The 16,022-nt window shown below is 67.8% G+C and carries 16 protein-coding genes; 2 read left to right on the top strand and 14 right to left on the bottom strand.

Features of this window, described 5'->3' with window-relative positions; all coding sequences use genetic code 11:
• Window positions 1-29 precede the first annotated feature (29 nt).
• The 9 genes from QXK92_RS00620 to QXK92_RS00580 form a co-directional block, all read right to left on the bottom strand.
• Window positions 30-872: a hypothetical protein gene (locus QXK92_RS00620; RefSeq protein ID WP_306239746.1), complete on the bottom strand. Its 843-nt coding sequence runs from the start codon at window positions 870-872 to the stop codon at window positions 30-32.
• A complete protein-coding gene (locus QXK92_RS00615; protein WP_306239745.1) occupies window positions 869-2,047 on the bottom strand; it encodes an NHL repeat-containing protein in 1,179 nt (392 codons plus the stop codon). Before QXK92_RS00615 ends, QXK92_RS00620 begins: the two co-directional genes overlap by 4 nt.
• Window positions 2,044-2,913 (bottom strand): NifU family protein, encoded by an 870-nt coding sequence (locus QXK92_RS00610; RefSeq protein WP_306239744.1) that lies wholly within the window; start codon window positions 2,911-2,913, stop codon window positions 2,044-2,046. Before QXK92_RS00610 ends, QXK92_RS00615 begins: the two co-directional genes overlap by 4 nt.
• The gene (locus QXK92_RS00605) at window positions 2,910-4,151 is read right to left on the bottom strand and encodes a hypothetical protein (RefSeq protein WP_306239743.1); all 1,242 of its coding nucleotides are present in this window, start codon (window positions 4,149-4,151) and stop codon (window positions 2,910-2,912) included. Before QXK92_RS00605 ends, QXK92_RS00610 begins: the two co-directional genes overlap by 4 nt.
• A gap of 5 nt (window positions 4,152-4,156) precedes the next feature.
• A complete protein-coding gene (locus QXK92_RS00600; protein WP_306239742.1) occupies window positions 4,157-4,432 on the bottom strand; it encodes a hypothetical protein in 276 nt (91 codons plus the stop codon).
• A 5-nt stretch (window positions 4,433-4,437) separates the two neighbouring features.
• Entirely contained in the window at window positions 4,438-5,217 is a 780-nt protein-coding gene (locus QXK92_RS00595) for a hydrogenase maturation protease (RefSeq protein ID WP_371934527.1), read from the bottom strand.
• A 77-nt stretch (window positions 5,218-5,294) separates the two neighbouring features.
• Window positions 5,295-6,902, bottom strand: coding sequence for a nickel-dependent hydrogenase large subunit (locus tag QXK92_RS00590; RefSeq protein ID WP_306239740.1), 1,608 nt, complete (start codon window positions 6,900-6,902; stop codon window positions 5,295-5,297).
• A 52-nt stretch (window positions 6,903-6,954) separates the two neighbouring features.
• Window positions 6,955-7,926, bottom strand: coding sequence for a hydrogenase (locus QXK92_RS00585; RefSeq protein ID WP_055580998.1), 972 nt, complete (start codon window positions 7,924-7,926; stop codon window positions 6,955-6,957).
• Between the two features lie 64 nt (window positions 7,927-7,990).
• Window positions 7,991-8,542, bottom strand: a complete 552-nt coding sequence (locus QXK92_RS00580; RefSeq protein WP_306239739.1) for a DUF1641 domain-containing protein — start codon at window positions 8,540-8,542, stop codon at window positions 7,991-7,993.
• Window positions 8,543-8,794: 252 nt separating this feature from the next.
• Between QXK92_RS00580 and QXK92_RS00575 the strand changes: the two genes are divergently transcribed.
• Window positions 8,795-9,856, top strand: coding sequence for an AraC family transcriptional regulator (locus QXK92_RS00575; protein ID WP_306239738.1), 1,062 nt, complete (start codon window positions 8,795-8,797; stop codon window positions 9,854-9,856).
• A gap of 127 nt (window positions 9,857-9,983) precedes the next feature.
• Here QXK92_RS00575 and QXK92_RS00570 read toward each other — a convergent pair whose 3' ends face one another.
• Genes QXK92_RS00570 through QXK92_RS00555 form a run of 4 tightly spaced genes read right to left on the bottom strand, consistent with a single transcriptional unit; the run spans window position 9,984 to window position 13,703 of the window.
• On the bottom strand, window positions 9,984-10,886 hold the full coding sequence (locus QXK92_RS00570) for a LysR family transcriptional regulator (RefSeq protein ID WP_306239737.1): 903 nt from the start codon (window positions 10,884-10,886) through the stop codon (window positions 9,984-9,986).
• Window positions 10,883-11,827 (bottom strand): CbbX protein, encoded by a 945-nt coding sequence (gene cbbX / locus QXK92_RS00565; RefSeq protein WP_306239736.1) that lies wholly within the window; start codon window positions 11,825-11,827, stop codon window positions 10,883-10,885. The genes QXK92_RS00570 and cbbX overlap by 4 nt, the downstream gene beginning before the upstream one ends.
• Window positions 11,824-12,249, bottom strand: coding sequence for a ribulose bisphosphate carboxylase small subunit (locus QXK92_RS00560; protein WP_065134978.1), 426 nt, complete (start codon window positions 12,247-12,249; stop codon window positions 11,824-11,826). The genes cbbX and QXK92_RS00560 overlap by 4 nt, the downstream gene beginning before the upstream one ends.
• A gap of 23 nt (window positions 12,250-12,272) precedes the next feature.
• Window positions 12,273-13,703 (bottom strand): form I ribulose bisphosphate carboxylase large subunit, encoded by a 1,431-nt coding sequence (locus tag QXK92_RS00555; RefSeq protein WP_306239735.1) that lies wholly within the window; start codon window positions 13,701-13,703, stop codon window positions 12,273-12,275.
• A 150-nt stretch (window positions 13,704-13,853) separates the two neighbouring features.
• On the opposite strand from QXK92_RS00555, the gene QXK92_RS00550 reads away from it, so the two are divergent.
• Window positions 13,854-14,852, top strand: a complete 999-nt coding sequence (locus QXK92_RS00550) for a class I fructose-bisphosphate aldolase (RefSeq protein ID WP_306239734.1) — start codon at window positions 13,854-13,856, stop codon at window positions 14,850-14,852.
• On the opposite strand, the gene QXK92_RS00545 is transcribed toward QXK92_RS00550, so the two are convergent.
• Complete coding sequence (locus QXK92_RS00545; protein WP_371934526.1) at window positions 14,840-16,021, bottom strand: GAF domain-containing protein; 1,182 nt, start codon at window positions 16,019-16,021, stop codon at window positions 14,840-14,842. The genes QXK92_RS00550 and QXK92_RS00545 overlap by 13 nt on opposite strands.
• Window position 16,022 lies beyond the last annotated feature (1 nt).

Below are 16,022 nucleotides of genomic sequence, written 5' to 3'. Positions count from 1 at the left end.
GGTGATTGAGGGCCCGGTGTCAGCCCGAGTCAGCCCAGGCCCACTAAGCCCGGGTCGAACGTCGCCCTGGCCGTCACCGAGGTGGCAGCCGCCGCGACCACCACCCCGGCGTCGGCTTCGTGGCCTTTCGGGAAAACGATCTCGGCGCTGTCGGGTCCGTCGCGGTGCGCCATCAGCCAGTCGTACAGCAGCCAATCGACGGCACAGGTCACAGCCAGCGGGTCGGCCTCGGCGCGCTGCGCCGCCGCGATGACGGACCGTAACGCTTCCAGGTGCTCTTTGCGAGCGGCGTCCTTGTTCACACCTGAGCTGTCGAACATGAGCATGGACAGCGTCAGCGGAAAGCGTTGGCCCGCTTCGGTTCGTACCACCCACCGACCACCCAGCCACGGTCGGTCCGGGTCCACCTGCAGCATCTCCCCGAATCCGCCTACCACGCCCAGGGTCGGCTCGTCGAGTTCCTCGTCGAGCGGCGCCGGGCCCAGCAGGCCGAGTGGCCGGCGGGCCCGGATGGAGAACAGCGCGGCGGTCCCGATGATCTTTCCGGCTCGCAGATCGGGCTGCAGTCCGGCCAATTCGGTGGCCGCGGCGTACTCGAAACACAGCCGGTCCAGGGTGCGGTGCAGGTCAACCAGATCGTCGCGCTCGGTCGCGTCCGCGGGACCCCTTCCCCCGCCCAGGATGTCGCCGAAGCGCTCCGCGGCGATGATCAACGCGTCGTCGAGTGCTTCCAGGTGGGTGGCCACCAACCGGTCGGCCTCGTCGGCTTCGTCTTCCAGGGCCACCAATGCCTGCAGGGACGTGCGCCTACCGGCCGGAGTGGCCCAGAAGAACCCGATCTGACCGTCGGACTGGACGATTCGCGGTCTCACCGCCGCCGCCAGAGCACCACGCGGTTATTGCCTGAGTCCGAGACCGCAAGCCGGTCACCGCGCAGGGACAGGCCATAGGGCCAACACAACGTGTCGCGCTGCACCGACGTCCAGCGGTTTTCCCCGTTGGATCCGAACCCCGGCTGGGCGAGAACGTGATCGGCGGCGCGCCCGTCGGTGGGTATCCCGTCCCACAACAGGATTCGGTTGTTCGCGGTGTCGGCGACGGCCAGGCGTTCGTGGTCCAGGCCGATGGCATAGGGAAAGCGGAACCGGTCGCCGGTATGCGGGCCGTACGGCCACTCGTCCGCGCTGGTGAAATCCGGCTGGCCCAGCAGGATGTCGGCGGGGCGGTCGGTGTCGGGAGCCGGCGTCCAGCCCAGGATGCGGTGGTTTCCGGCATCCGCGATCAACAGCAGGTCCTCGCGTCCGGCGATGTCGTGTGGCCAACGGAAGCTGGCGGGGCCGGGCACTTCTCCCCTGTTCTCCTCGCGGTGGGAAGGAGTCGGCTGTCCCAGCACCACGTCGGCCGGTTGTCCCGGATCCGGAATCCCGTGGCGCCAACCCAGCACCCGCCGGTTACCGGTGTCGGCCACCCAGAAGGTGCCCTCGATGATGGCGATGCCGAACGGCCAGTAGAACGAGGATGCGCCACACTCTCCGCCGGCATTGGGTTCGACGGCCGAGGCGTCGGATTGCCCGAGGACGACGTCCGGCGCGACGTCGCTGGTGTCGGGAACGTTGTTCCACACCAGGATTCGATGGTGCCAGGCGTCGGCGACGATGAGCCGCCCGTCGTGCACCAGCACGCCGGTCGGCAGGTTCATGCCGCGTTCGGGTCCGCGGCCGCCGGCCGCGCGGCCTTCGGTCTCGCCGTCCGGCTGTCCCAGCACCACGTCGGCCGGTTGCTCGTCGTCGCATGGAATGCCGTGCCATACCAGCACGCGGTGGTTTCCGGAGTCGGCGACCACCAGATGCTCCTCGCCCAGGAAAACACCGCGCGGTGAATACATCCACGCCATGGTGGGTTTGGCCGCCGGCAGGCTCAAGCCGCCGGGGGCCGGCGCGCCCAGCCAGACCTCGGGCGACCAGCCGTCGGTGAGGTCGATGGTGGCGACGGGGTCGGTGCGCGGCGGCAGGGCTGAGATGTTGTGCCGGACGGTATAGCGGCTCATCCGCGCACTCGGACCCAGACGTCTCCGTCGTCGACCCGCAGCGGTAGTTGTTCGAGCTGCGCCCCGGGCGCACTGAGGCATTCCCCGGAGGTCGCGTCATAGCAGAAGCCGTGCCAGGGGCAGGTGAGGGTGCCGTTGTCCAGGTCGAGTATCGCATTGTCCAATGGCATTGCCTCGTGGGCACATTCGTTGCGGTATGCCGAAAGCCGATGCTGCACACTGACCACCAGCACGTCGGCGGTCTCGCCGGAGTCCGTGGTGAGGTTACGGACGGTGATGTCGCCGTCGGGAACGTCGGCGGCCGGACCGAGCCTGGCCCAGCCGTCCCGTGCAGGACCGATCCGCAACGCCTCCAGCGGGATCAAGGTCGGTGACGGCTCGTTCGGCAGCACCTCGACGGCGGTGATCGACGGAACCCCGTCGACCAAGGCCTCCTGCACCAGGTTGCGCAACGTCACCGACGACATCGAGCAGCCGTTGCAGGCTCCCTCCAGCCGCACATACGCGGTGCCGTCTTCGACCCGCACCAGGGTGACATCGCCTCCGTGGCTCTGCAATTGAGGTCGCACTGCGACCAGCACCCGGTTGGCGTGGGTCACCGGGTCCGGCCGGATGATCTCGTGCAGCGACAGCAGCAGGTGCACCACCGGGTCGTCGACCAACTCGAACAACACCGCACGAGCAGCCTCGTCGTCGCGCATGCGGCGCACGATGGTCACCAGTCCGGCACGATGGACCGCTTCCAGTGCGGCCTTGAGTTCCTCGGCGACGGCGCGGGCTTTCGGCTCGAGGTCGGCCAGCGCGGCGACCGCGTCGTCGACGCGTTTGGCCAGTTCCTCCAGACCGGGCTCCGCGACGGCGGTCATTGCTCGTCCCCGGAGCGCAGCAGCGCTGACTGTCGCGCGATCTCGTCCAGCACGCCGCGCACAGCCCGCACCGAATCGTGGTCCTGCTGTTCCTCGAACAGGAACCGGGCCTCGTACAACTTGGCCTTGGCCTGGTCGAAGATTCCGAGGTGGGCCAGCGCGTTGCCCTGGTTAGCCAGCACTCTGGCCCGGCCCAGCGGGTCGGTCTCGCGGTCGCGCGCGGCAAGCACGCCTTCGTAGAGCTCCACTGCCTCCATCAGGTTGTCGGCCTGATGCTTCGACGGCGTGTAGACCAGGGAGTTGGCCAGATTCAGTTGGACGCTGGCCCACTCCTCGGGATACTCCTCGCGGGTGTACACCTTCAACGCCGACCGCAGCGATTGCGCCGCCACACCGAGGCGCAGCTGTCCGGAAGCCTCCACCATCGGCATCGTCAGGTAGGCGGTCGCGAGGTTGGCATGCGCGGAGGCCCACAGCAGCGGTGCCTCGTCCCGCAACACCAGCTGCAACGTGGAGTGATAGTGCGGGATCGCCTGCGCCAGCAGCCCCGGATTGTCCTGCGCACGTTCGTGAATCATCCCGGCGACGGTGAGGTGCAGCTCGGCGCGCGCGATACGCAGACCTTCGGCGCCGTCGAGGAGCCGTAGCGCGCGTTCGAGGAGCTGTTGGGCCGACGGGTCGTTGAGGTCACGGCAGATCGATCCGGCTGCCGCGACCATGGTGCCCTCCAGGCACCGCGACACCGTCGCGGCGGCCTCGGCCGCGCGCTCGAGCAAAGCCCGGGCCTTGAGCGAATTCCCCTCGGCCAGAGCATGACTCGCCTGGGCGGACAAGGCAACGGCGGCCAGTTCACCGGTGGCCTCATCGGCGTCGGGTGGGGTATCACGGTGGCCGATGGTGAACAGCACCAGGTCGACCAGCACCCCGAACTCGCCCAGATCGGTCCGCAGCGCGTCGGTGTCGACGCCCTCGGGTTGCAGGACGAACCGGTTGTAGCGGGTGACGGGATCCTCGGCGGTCAGGTGTAGCAGCGCCGCGTCGACGTCGCCGCCGTGCGCAAGTTCAAGTCCGCGAAGCTCTTCCGGCCAGCCGTCCGGCTCGTTGCCGTCCAGCAGCGCCGCGCGGACATCGTCGGCGCCGGCCGGGATCAGCAGATAGCCCAGCGGCAGCGGGAAGGCACCGAGCGGTTGCGGCCGGGTAGCCAGCGCTCCCCGGGCCAATTCAGGCGCTGTGGTCATGGCATTCACCCATTGATCGGTCCTCGGATATTGCGCTCGGCGGCGCGCTTGATCAGGCTTGCCGAGATCTCGGCGCGCCGCTTGGTGTGGTGCGTGTCGATGCGCCGCCGGACCACTCCGTCGGCAAACACCACGACGATCTCTACGGCCCAGCGGCCGTCTTCCTCCACGACTACGGTCTGAACGTCCAGCGCTTCGTCGGCCGAACTGTCGGCGCGGACAACCGTCGGCGGGCGCTCCGGCTCCTCCTGTTGCCCCCCGACGGTCGGACGCTCAGCCATCAGAATCACCCCGGCGGCTCCGGTGCGTCGCGCAGTCCGTCATGCAAGGGGATCCGCAGCGACTTCTGTGCATCGTCCCAGAATGCACCAGTCACGCCGACCCTGCCTTCGATCACCTCACGAATGAGCAGTGAGCGATCTCCGGCGGGGTTGCGTTGCTTTAACAGCAGACCGCCGCTGCGCGGCCCGCGCAGCGGAATCAACCAGAGATCGCCGTCGCGTACCACGGCGACCACGGCGTCGGACGGGAATCGGCTGGCGGCCAGCGACGCGTCCAGACGCAGGTAGCCGTCAGGAGTGAACTCGACGGTGACGTCGGTATCCGGCGCCGGCCGCAGCTCGGCCAAGTACTCGGCTTCGATCCGGTCGATGACGAGTTCCATTGCTGCCTCGACGGTTTCGGACAGCTCGGCGCCGAGCTCCACGCCGGCCACCTCGATCAGGTAGACGGCGATGTCGGTGGGGCATTCGTCGCCGAGTGCCCAGCGGGCGAAGGCGATCGCATGGTCCCACCGGAAGGAATGGGTGTGCAGGCCCTGCAGGGGCGGCAGGTTGTCCAGCTCTTCGCCGGGCACCTTGAAGATGGTGCCGGGCGCCGAGCCGGTGGCCGCGGCGTCGATGATCACCACCCGCTGCGCGCCGCGCATCTGAAATGCCACATCCATGCCCGCGGTGCCGCCGTCGACCAGCTTCGCCCCGTCGGGAACGCCCCGCTCCCACAGATGCCGGACCAGAACGGGTCCGACGCCGTCGTCGCCGCGCAACAGGTTTCCGCACCCGATCACCAGGACCCTGCATCCGGGCGGGGTTAGGTCCTGGGTGTCGTCGGGGGCGCCCAGTCCGCAGTCGTATGCAGTCAGGATCACACCATCCCGTTGATGACGAACTTGGACAGTTCGCGTCCCGTCTTGCCGTCGTAGGCGTGCACGGTGCACACCAGGCAGGAGTCGAAGCTCCGCGCCACGTGTCCGAGTTCCACCGGGTCCTCCGGGTCGACGATCGGCGATCCCACCAGCGCGCTCTCGATCGGGCCGAGCACCTCGGAACTGTCCCGCGGGCCGATGTTCCACGCGGTCGGGGTCACCACCTGGTAGTTCTTGATCTTGTTGTCTTCCAGCACAATCCAGTCCGAAAGCGCCCCCCGGGCGGCCTCGGTGGAACCGAAGCCCATGCCTTCGGCGTGCTCGACGGGCTTGGAGTAGAAGCTCTCCTTGAGGTTCAGCTGGTCCAGCCACTCGCGGGTCCACTTGTAGTACTTGGGACCCTCGTGCATGCGGGCGAGCTGACGGACCATGACGCTGGGCCCGATCTTGTTGTACATGTCGACGAACAGCGGGTCGTTGTCCTGGTGCGCGGCCGCGTTGGGACCACCGGCGGCCATCCGGCGGGCCAGCGGCCCCGCCTCTAACGGGATGTTGCCCAGATCGCCGACCGCGTAGCGCGGCGACTTGGCCCAGCTGTACTTGCCCTGCTTGCGGCCCTGTTCGGGGTCGATCGGGATGGTCTCGCCCTCGAACGGGTGCAGCGGCCGGCTGCCCTCGTAGAACGAGTGCGTGACGTCCTCGCGGACATTGGCCTGGTCGAATTCGTGCCACTGACCTTTGGCGTACACCCCGGAGCGGCCGATCAGCGCGGCGTTGCGCCCGGCGATGGTGGGGTTCTCATACAGCGACGGGTCGAAGTAGGTGCCCGTGGAGATGTAGTTGCCCACCCCGGCGCCGTACTTGTCCAGGCCGACGTCCAGGCAGTAGCGGATGAAGAAGCCGCAGTCGCTGTTGTACTGCGACTCGTTCTCGTCCACCCAGGCCAGCACGTCCTCCCAGGTCTTGTTCTCCAGCCAGCGGTCGATGCTGCAGCCCAGCCAGCGGCCCTCCAGCCAGTTGTCCTTCCAGTGCTCCAGAATCGAGATGGACCGAGTGACATCGGAAAGCGTTGGCGCACACATGACTCCGCCGGGCACCATGAAGCTGGAGTGCGGCCACTGACCACCGAAGATCGCGTACACCTCGACGGGCTTGTTCGAAAGCACTACGCCCGGTTGGTAACTCGTTCCCACGTAGGGCGCGAACCGGCGCACCGCCTCGTCGTACAGCTTGGATTTGGCGTAGTTCTTGTTGGTCAGGTCGATCGCGAACAGCGCATAGAAGTAGCGCGGAATCGACTGCAGCGTCTCGCAAGCCTGACAGATGTTGCGGACCAGGGTCGCGTTGGGCGGCATGTGCGTCCGCCAGGCGGTGTCCAGCGCGTACGCGGACTTGTAGAGGTGGCTGCCACCGCAGATGCCGCAGATGCGCGGACACACGATGAGGCCGGCCTGCGGGTCCTTGCCCCGCAGGATGATCTCGAAGCCGCGGAACATCGCCGCCTCGGTCCAGGCCGAAGTGACGACACCGTCCTCGACGGTGACGCGCACGTCGAGGTCTCCCTCGACGCGGCCCAGCGGGCTGACATACAGGTCGAGCGCGGTCATGAATCCTCCCAAATGATTTCGTGCACTACCAGGGCTGTTGGCGTGCTGGTCGTCAGACCACGAACATGTCTTCTTTGGACCATTGCGGTGCCGCGATCCGCGCGGCCGCGGCATGTGCCATGTAGGTGAGGTGGTCCGAGCCCTCGGGCACTTCCTTGGGGATCATGCCGCTGACCTTCTGGGTCTTGAACACGGTTCCCGGCGCCAGGTCGAAGTGCGGGAATTCCGGCTCGGTGCAGCCCAGGCACGGCATGCCGGCACGGGTCTTCGAGGATTGGCGGTTCCACAGGATGCGGTTGCACGGCGAGTGGGTCATCGGGCCGCGGCAGCCGAATTCGTAGAACAGGCAACCGGTGCGGGTGCCCTCGCCGAACGACATCGTCGACTGCTTGTACTCGAAGAATTGCACTCGGGTGCAACCGGTTTGGGTGAACGTCTTGAAGAACGTCTCAGGCCGGTGCAACTCGTCGAGGGTGATGTCACCGGCCCGCCCGGTGGCCAGCGCGACGATGATCTGGGTGATCCAGTCCGGGTGTGCGGGGCAGCCCGGGATGTTGATCACCGGCAGGCCCATCTTGGACCGGAAGTCCGGCCCCAGGAAGCCGCCCTTCTCCCGCTTGTGGAACTGCAGGCCCGTCGACGCCGACGGGTTGGGCTCCATGGCCGGGATGCCACCGAAGCACGCGCAGTCGCCGATGGCGACCACGATCTGGGCCGCGGCGGCCAGGTCGGTGACCCAGTCCTTCATCGCCCGGTCGGCGAACATGTCCATCCGGCCGGTGCCGTTGGGTGCCTCGATGACGGTGCCCTCGAATACGAAGATGTCCAGCGGGCGCTCCCCTTTGGCGCAGTCCCAGAACACCTTCTGCGCGTTCTTGCCGAGTTCGAGGCCCAGGGACGGGTGCCACAACAGATCGAGCCCGAAATCGACGATCAAATCGACGACATTGGGCTCTTCGGCATTGAGAAATGACATGGTATTACCGCTACATGCCCCGCCCTGAAACCATAAAACGGAAGCCATAGGAACTCCTCTCGAATAGCGGCCGAGGGCGCGACCACGTTTTTATTAGATGAAAAGTTTTTTGTTATTTCGGTAGTTGCCGACCGAATGCCCGGGCTACCTGAATCAGGAATCCCAGGCCACGGTTGATGTCTTTGTCCTTGCTGACCTTCCACAGCCCGAACAGGCCCTTCGGCCCACCCGGGTCGGCTGCCGCCGCCGCCTTGCCTTCGACGAGTGCCTCGCCCAGGTCGGCGAGAACGTCGGCGGCCTGCGGGTCTACCAGGGGCGAGTTGAGGATCTTGTTCAACGTGGGTGCCGCGGCCACCAACGCCGACGCCAGCGATGCCAGCGTCGCCGCCAGCGCCTGCACGTCCACCGACCCCAACTCGGCCTTCACCTCGTCGAAGCCGGGAACCGTCAACGAGGCACCCCGGATCTCGCCGACGGCCGAGGCCACCGACTCGCTGATCTGGTCACCGCGTCGCACCAGGCCGTCGAGGCCGGTCACCAGGATCGCCAACAGGTCGGCGTGGTCGAGCAGGCTGTTGAGCGACGCGGCGATCGCGGGGTCGTCAAGCCGGTCACGAAGCTGGTCGCCCGGCGAGAGCGCGACAACCTGACCGTTTGCCGACATGGGAACCTCCTAAGCGAATCGGGCGGGCTTGGTCCCGATTACCTGTGGCCTCGATCACAAACTAGCCGCCGGTTCGAACTCTGCCTATCGCTTTCGCGCAGCAGCTGTCAGGATTGCGAACAGTTAAGCGCGTTGGCGCGCGCTCGGCCACCGAGAGGCTTGCATGATCGCCACCGATTCTTTAGTGAACGGTTCACGGTCGCGGTGGCCGCTGCCAGGGGGTTTACCTGCCCTTTACCGGGGTGATCGCCGATGTCGCGGCTGACCCGACTCGGGTATATCGACGTCCGCCGGACCTCCAATCCGGTGCGCCGCAAGGTGCGCTCGCGTGGTGTCCCGCCGGCGCTGGCGGACAACGAGATCTTCTATACGGAGAATCCGACGGAGGCCATGCGACTGATGGCCAAGGCATTGGCTCCGCTGTCTCTCCACGTCGGCCCAGAGGACACCGACGGGTTTGCTGCGACCATGCACGGGGTGCGCCTGCGCAACGTGAGCATGCTCTATCTCGACGTCCATGTGGCGGCGACCGTCGACATCCCGGCACTGGGTCAGTACTTCGGGGTGCACATGCCGATGAACGGCCGCGCCCTGGTGGACCACCGCGGTCACAGCTTCGAGGCGAACACGATCCGGGCGCTGGTCACCAGTCCCGGCGAAGCGCTGCGCGTCCAGTTCGACGTCGACTCTCCGCAGCTGCTGATCAGGATCGAACAGCGCGCGATGGCCGCACATCTCACCCGGCTGCTCGGCCGCAGTCTGACCAAGCCGCTGGAGTTCGATCCCGAATTCGACCTCGCGACCGAAGCCGCGATGCGCTGGCACACCGCGGTGCAGCTGATCCACAGCGAGGTCTTCCACCCCGGTTCGCTGATCCAGCGCGGACAGGGCATCGGCGCGATCGAGGAGCTGGTGATGAGCACGCTGCTGCAATTGCAGCCGTCCAACTACTACGAGGAGTTCCTGCAGCCCGTACAGCCGGATCCGCGCCGCGTGGTGGTCCACGACGCGATGAACTACATCGACGACCACCTGGCCGAGCGCATCACGATGGACGACCTGGCCAAGGCGGTGCACATGAGCGTCCGGTCGATCCAGCAAGGCTTCCGCGAGGAGCTCAATATGACGCCGATGACCTACGTCCGGGAGCGCCGGCTGGAGCGGGTGCATGAGGAGCTGATGGACGCCATGCCCTCCGACGGCGTGACCGTCACCGCGGTGGCGGAACGCTGGGGGTTCAACCACCTGGGCAGTTTCGCCGTGGAATACCGCAAACGGTGGGGTGAGGCGCCGTCGGAGACGCTGCGGCGTTAAAAGTTCGGCCCTCGAACGCCGCCGAGACTGACACCACGCACACCCGCCCCGGCGTGTCGTGTGCGTGGTGTCAGTGTCGCGGGGAGAACCGGAGGCGCGAGTGTCGCGCGACTCGGCGCGGGCCGGGCTAGGACGCGCGCCGCACCGCGCTGACCTGCCGCCAGCCCAACTCCTGATGCGACACCAGGTGTCTGATCAGCAGCTCGGTGGCCATCGGCGGGGTCGGCTGGCTGACCACATGCCAGGGCCGCTTGATCGGCGTGCCCGGCACCGGCAACTCGACCAGCGCGCCGGAGTCCAGTTCCCGCTGGACCGCCTGCCGCGACACCAGGGTCACCCCGAGGCCGGCGACGGCCGCCGACACCACCGCGCCGTGCGATCCGAGCACCAGCTGCGGCGGTGCGACGTCGAGGTCCTCGAGCAATGTCATCAGCGTCGAGCGGGTGCCCGAACCCTGCTCACGCAGCAGCCAGGTGGCCGCCGCCGGGACGAACCCGTCGGCAACCGACGGGCAGCCCACCACGATCAGCGTGTTCGGGCTGACCGCCCTGACCCGGACCTTGCTGCGCAACTCCTCCGGCGGGCGTCCGGCGAAAACCAGGTCGACCTCGTGCCGGGACAACATCGGCCACAGCGCGCTGCGCGCGGCCACCTCGACGTGTAACACCACGCCGGGATGCTCGGCCCGGAAAGAGGCCAGAGCCGCCGGGATCAACAACTCCCCGGCCGATGTCACCGCGGCCAGCCGGATCGACCCGTTCTCCGGGTCCGCCTCGCCGCGTGCGGCCAGGATCGCCTCGTCGTGCAGGCCGAGGATGCGCCGCGCGTACTCGACGTAGCGGAGACCCGCCGGTGTGAGTCGCACACCCCGGCCATGCCGGTCGACCAGCGTGATCCCGATGTCCTGGCTCAGCGCTCGCAGCGCCGAGGAGATGGACGACTCGGTGACCACCAGGCGCTCCGCGGCCCCCCGCACCGAGCCGGTGTCGGCCACCTCGACGAGGGCCCGCAAACGCGCGTTGGTGGTCATGCGCTCTCCCGTGTCTCGAACACCCGACTGGCCAACAGGTCTACCGCCTCGATCGTGGTCAGCTCGGCCAGGCCGACCGGCGTGTCCGCGTCGGCCAGTAATCGGCGCGCGTGGCGCAGCCGGGCTCGCTCGAGGGCGTTGCGCACGCTGCGGGCATTGGCGAACCACGGCTGGTCGCGGCGCCGGTGCAGATACTGGTGCAGCACCGCGCGGGCCTCGTCGGAGAACCGGTAGCCCAGCCCGTCGATCATCAGCCCGGCGATGTCCTCGAGCTCGCCGACCGTGTAATCCGGGAAGGTGATGTGGTGGGCGATGCGGCTCTGCATTCCCGGGTTGGCGGAGAAGAACTGGTCCATCTTGTCGGCGTAGCCGGCCAGGATCACCACCAGGTCGTCGCGGTTGTTCTCCATCACCTGCAGCAGGATCTCGATGGCCTCGCCGCCGTAATCGCGCTCGTTCTCGACCTTGTAGAGGTAGTAGGCCTCGTCGATGAATAACACTCCGCCCATCGCCCGCTTGATGACGTCCTTGGTCTTCGGGGCGGTGTGCCCCACGTATTCGCCGACCAGGTCGTCGCGGGTGACGCTGACGAGATGCCCACGGCGCAGGTAACCGAGCCGGTGCAGCAGGTCGGCCATCCGCATCGCCACGGTGGTCTTGCCGGTGCCCGGATTGCCGGTGAAGCACATGTGCAGCGTCGGCTGTGCGGTCTGCACGCCGAAGCGTTCCCGCATGCGGTCGACCAGCAGCAGCGCCGCGATCTCGGCGATGCGGGTCTTCACCGGCTCCAGGCCGACCAGCTCGCGGTCCAGCCCGGACAGCACCTCGTCCACACCCGAGGTGGCCCGGGCCGCCGCCAGATCGACGACGGCATCCGGGTCCAGGATTTCGGGTTCCGGCTCCGCGACCGTGGCCCCGGGCCGGTAACCGAACGCGGTCATGACGACTCGTACCGCTGCCCGCTCGGGCGCTCGGTGGCGTAGGCGAAGGTGCTGTAGCCGATCTGCCGGTTGGCCCGCTCGGCACGGTCCAGCCGGAAGCCGGGCTCCTCGGCCGGGCGGTTGACGATGAACGACAGCGCCGTCGTCTGCCTGCCCAAGCTCGCGTCATATGCGTTGAGACGGATGTAGCTGTTCGGGTTGGCCGCCCGGCACGCGTTGACCTCGAGCAGCACGCCTGCGGCGTCCTTGAGGTCGAACATCGGCAGGCCCCACATCTCCCAGTAGATGTTGCGCGGGTGGGGATCGTCGGTGAACTCCACCGACAGCGGCCAGTCGTGGTCGAGCGCGTAGTTGATCTGCGCGGTGATCTCTTCGTCGGTGAAGTCGGGCAAGTACGAGAAGGTGCCCTGGGTGATTCGCATAGCGAGCTCCTTGCTTGAACGGGTCAGACCCGGGTCGGCGTCGCGACGACGTCGGGGGTGTCGGTGGATTCGTAGTTGAAGGTGATGTCGCCCCAAGTGGCCAGCGCGGTGTCCAGCGCGCGGTTGCGGGAGGCGGCCTTCTTCAGGATGTCGGGACCCTCGTGGTAGTAGTCGCGGCCCTCGTTGCGGGCTTTGATCATGGCTTCCAGCGCGACCCGGTTGGCTTCGGCGCCGGCGGCGATGCCCATCGGGTGCCCAATCGTGCCGCCGCCGAACTGCAGCACCACGTCCTCGCCCAGGTAGTGGATGAGTTGGTGCATCTGGCCGGCGTGGATGCCGCCCGAGGCGACCGGCATGACGCCGGGCATCGACGCCCACTCCTGGTCGAAGTACAGGCCCTTGACCGGGTCGGCTTTGACGCTGTCCAGGCGCAGCGTGTCGTAGAAGCCGGCGGTGGTGTTGGGGTCGCCTTCGAGCTTGCCGACGACGGTGCCGGCGTGGATGTGGTCGACGCCGGCCAGCCGCATCCACTTCGAGATGACCCGGAAGCTGACGCCGTGCGTCTTCTGCCGGGTGTAAGTGCCGTGCCCGGCGCGGTGCAGGTGCAGGATGACGCCGTTGTCGCGGGCCCACTTGGCCATCGACTGAATCGCGGTGTAGCCGATCGTCAGGTCGATCATCACGATCACCGAGCCCAGTTCGGCGGCGAAGTTCGCCCGCTCGTACATCTCCTCCATGGTTCCGGCGGTGATGTTGAGGTAGTGCCCCTTGATCTCGCCGGTGGCGGCCTGTGCCCGGTTGACGGCTTCCATGCAGAACAGGAAGCGGTCGCGCCAGCGCATGAACGGCTGGGAGTTGATGTTCTCGTCGTCCTTGGTGAAGTCCAGCCCACCGCGCAAGGCTTCGTAGACCACCCGGCCGTAGTTGCGGGCGGAGAGGCCCAACTTGGGTTTGGTGGTGGCGCCCAGCAGCGGCCGGCCGAACTTGCCCAGGTGTTCACGCTCCATCACGATGCCGTGCGCGGGTCCCTGGAAGGTCTTGACGTAGTGGGTCGGAATTCGCATGTCCTCCAGGCGCAGCGCCTTGAGCGGCTTGAACCCGAACACGTTGCCGATGATCGAGCTGGTCAGGTTGGCGATCGAGCCCTCCTCGAACAGGTCAAGGTCGTAGGCGATCCAGGCGATCCACTGCCCGGGCGTGTTCGGCACCGCGTCGACGCGGTAGCACTTGGCCTGGTAGTGCTCGAAGGTGGTGAGCCGGTCGGTCCACACCACCGTCCAGGTCGCGGTGCTCGATTCGCCGGCGACGGCCGCTCCGGCCTCCTCGGGGGGAACACCCTCCTGCGGAGTGATCCGGAAGGCACACAACACGTCGGTGTCCTTCGGCACGTAGTCCGGCTGCCAGTAGCCCATTTCTGCGTACGGGATGACTCCCGCGTTCCATCTCTGTGTCATGGCTCGAAATCGTGTCAGCGCGATACTGAAGCTGTCTATCGAGAATAGGCCATCAATCATCAAGTAAATAGTTAAGTGTTGTTGCTACCCCCGCCGGTTCCACCGTTCGGGTGAGGACCGGTTGCCCGCGTGGTTCCTACGGTGTGCCGCATGAACGCATGCAGAACGATCGCCCGGGCCATGACCGCACCTGGCAAAGGAATTCTGGCCGCCGACGAGAGCGTCGCGACCATGTCCAGCCGGCTGGAGCAGGCGGGTGTCACCGCCACCGCCGACAGCCGGCGCACCTACCGCGAGATCCTGGCCAGCACACCGGGCCTGGCCGCCGGGGTTTCCGGAATCATCTTCTGCGAGGAGACCCTCGCCCAGGTGTTCAGCGACGGGCGACCGTTCGCTCAGGCGGTCCGCGACCTGGGCATGCTGCCCGGGATCAAGGTCGACACCGGCGCCAAGCCGTGCCCCGGTCTGCCCGGCGAGACAGTCACCGAGGGTTTGGACGGCCTACCGGGCCGGCTCGCGCGGTACGCGAAGATGGGCGCCGCGTTCGCCAAATGGCGCGCGGTGTTCACCATCAGCGACGACACCCCGAGCTGGGGCGCGATCGCCTGCAATGCCAATGCGCTGGCCCGCTACGCCGCGGCCTGCCAGGAAGCCGGCATCGTGCCGATCGTCGAGCCGGAGGTGCTGATGACCGGTGACCACGGCATCGAGCGGTGCGCCGAGGTGACCGCCAGTGTGCATGCCGCCGTGCGTCAGCAGCTCGGCCTGCTGCGGGTGGACCTGGGCGGCATCGTGCTGAAACCCAACATGGTGATCGAAGGTGAGGACCACCCGGTGCAGGCCACCGCCGAGCAGGTGGCCGAGGCGACGGTCTCGGTGCTGCGTGCCTGGCCAGGCGAGCTGGCCGGCGTTGCGTTCCTGTCCGGCGGGCAGTCGCCGCAGCGCGCCACGGCAAACCTCACCGCGCTGCAGGCCCATCGCACACCGTGGCCGCTGACGTTCTCCTTCGGCCGGGCACTGGTGTCGCCGGCGCTCACGGCGTGGCGCGGGGACGAACTGAAGATCGCCGCAGCGCAGGACGCGCTGTCCAGCCATGTCAGCGCGAACGCGGCGGCCCTGCGGCTGCGCGGCGAGCTTCAGCCCGCCTGACCCGCCAGCGGCACGGTCACCGTCACCGTGGTGCCCGATCCCGGCGTGGACCGCACCGCCAACCGGCCGCCCACCAGCTCCGCGCGCTCTGTCATCGACAGCATCCCGTAGCTGGTGGGCGCCCGGCCGGGAGACGGCGTGAAACCCACACCGTCGTCGGCGACCTGCAGGCGGGCCTCGCCGCCGGAGACCGAGAAGCGCACGATCGCCGTCATCGCCTTCGAGTGCTTGACGACGTTCTGCAGGCACTCCTGGGCGATGCGGTACAGCGCCACCTCGACGTGTTCGGACAGCCGCTCGTCGGCCAGTTCGAGATCCAGGTCGACCTCCGGGATCGTCGAGGCCAGGCTGGCCAGGCCGCCGGCCAGGCCGAGGTCGTCCAGGACGGGTGGCCGCAGGCCGCCGATCGCCGAACGCGCCTCGGCCAGCGTGAGATCGACCAGGTCGCGGGCCTTCTCCAGCTGCTCGGTGGCCTCGGCGGAGTCGTCGATCTCGACGGCGCGAGCGGCGGCGTCGAGCCGGTAGCTCAGGCTGACCAGCCGCTGACTGATCCCGTCGTGGATGTCGCCGGCCAGTCGCCGCCGTTCGGATTCCTGCGCCGCGATCACCTGCTCGGCGAAGTTGCCGTGCACTCGCTCTTTGGCCGCCAGCTGCCGGTGCACCCGGGCCTGGTCGAGCGCGCCGGCGGTCAGGCGGCCGATAGCCGACAGCAGCTGGATGTCGCGTTCGGTGAAGTCCCGGCGGGCCACCGTGTGCACGTTCAGGACGCCGACGAGCCGGCCCAGCCCGGTCTCCATCGGGACCGACGCCATCGAGGTGAAGTCCGAGCCGCGCAACGCCGGGATCGGAACGTAGCGCGGGTCCTCGTCCTTGCCGCTGGTAATGACGACCGGTTCGCGGTGCTGCGCCACCCAGCCCGAGACGCCCTCACCCAGTCGCAGCTGGACCTGTCCGATGTGTTCGTCGAACGGCGGCGTGGCACCGGCCAGCGTGAGCGAGCCGCCGGAGTCGTCCAGCACGTGCACGAAGCACACGTCGGACGCGGTGGCCGTGGTGATGAGCCGCGCGACGGCCGCCGCCACGGGCTCGACCGCCGGCCCGCTGCCGGTCGCGGCGACGATGTCGAGCAGCAGCGCCACCTCGCGGTCGGCGTCCACCAGGCCGCGCACG

It is taken from the genome of Mycobacterium sp. TY815 (assembly GCF_030755135.1).
Lineage (GTDB): Bacteria > Actinomycetota > Actinomycetes > Mycobacteriales > Mycobacteriaceae > Mycobacterium.
This window is presented reverse-complemented; position numbering and strand designations above follow the sequence as displayed.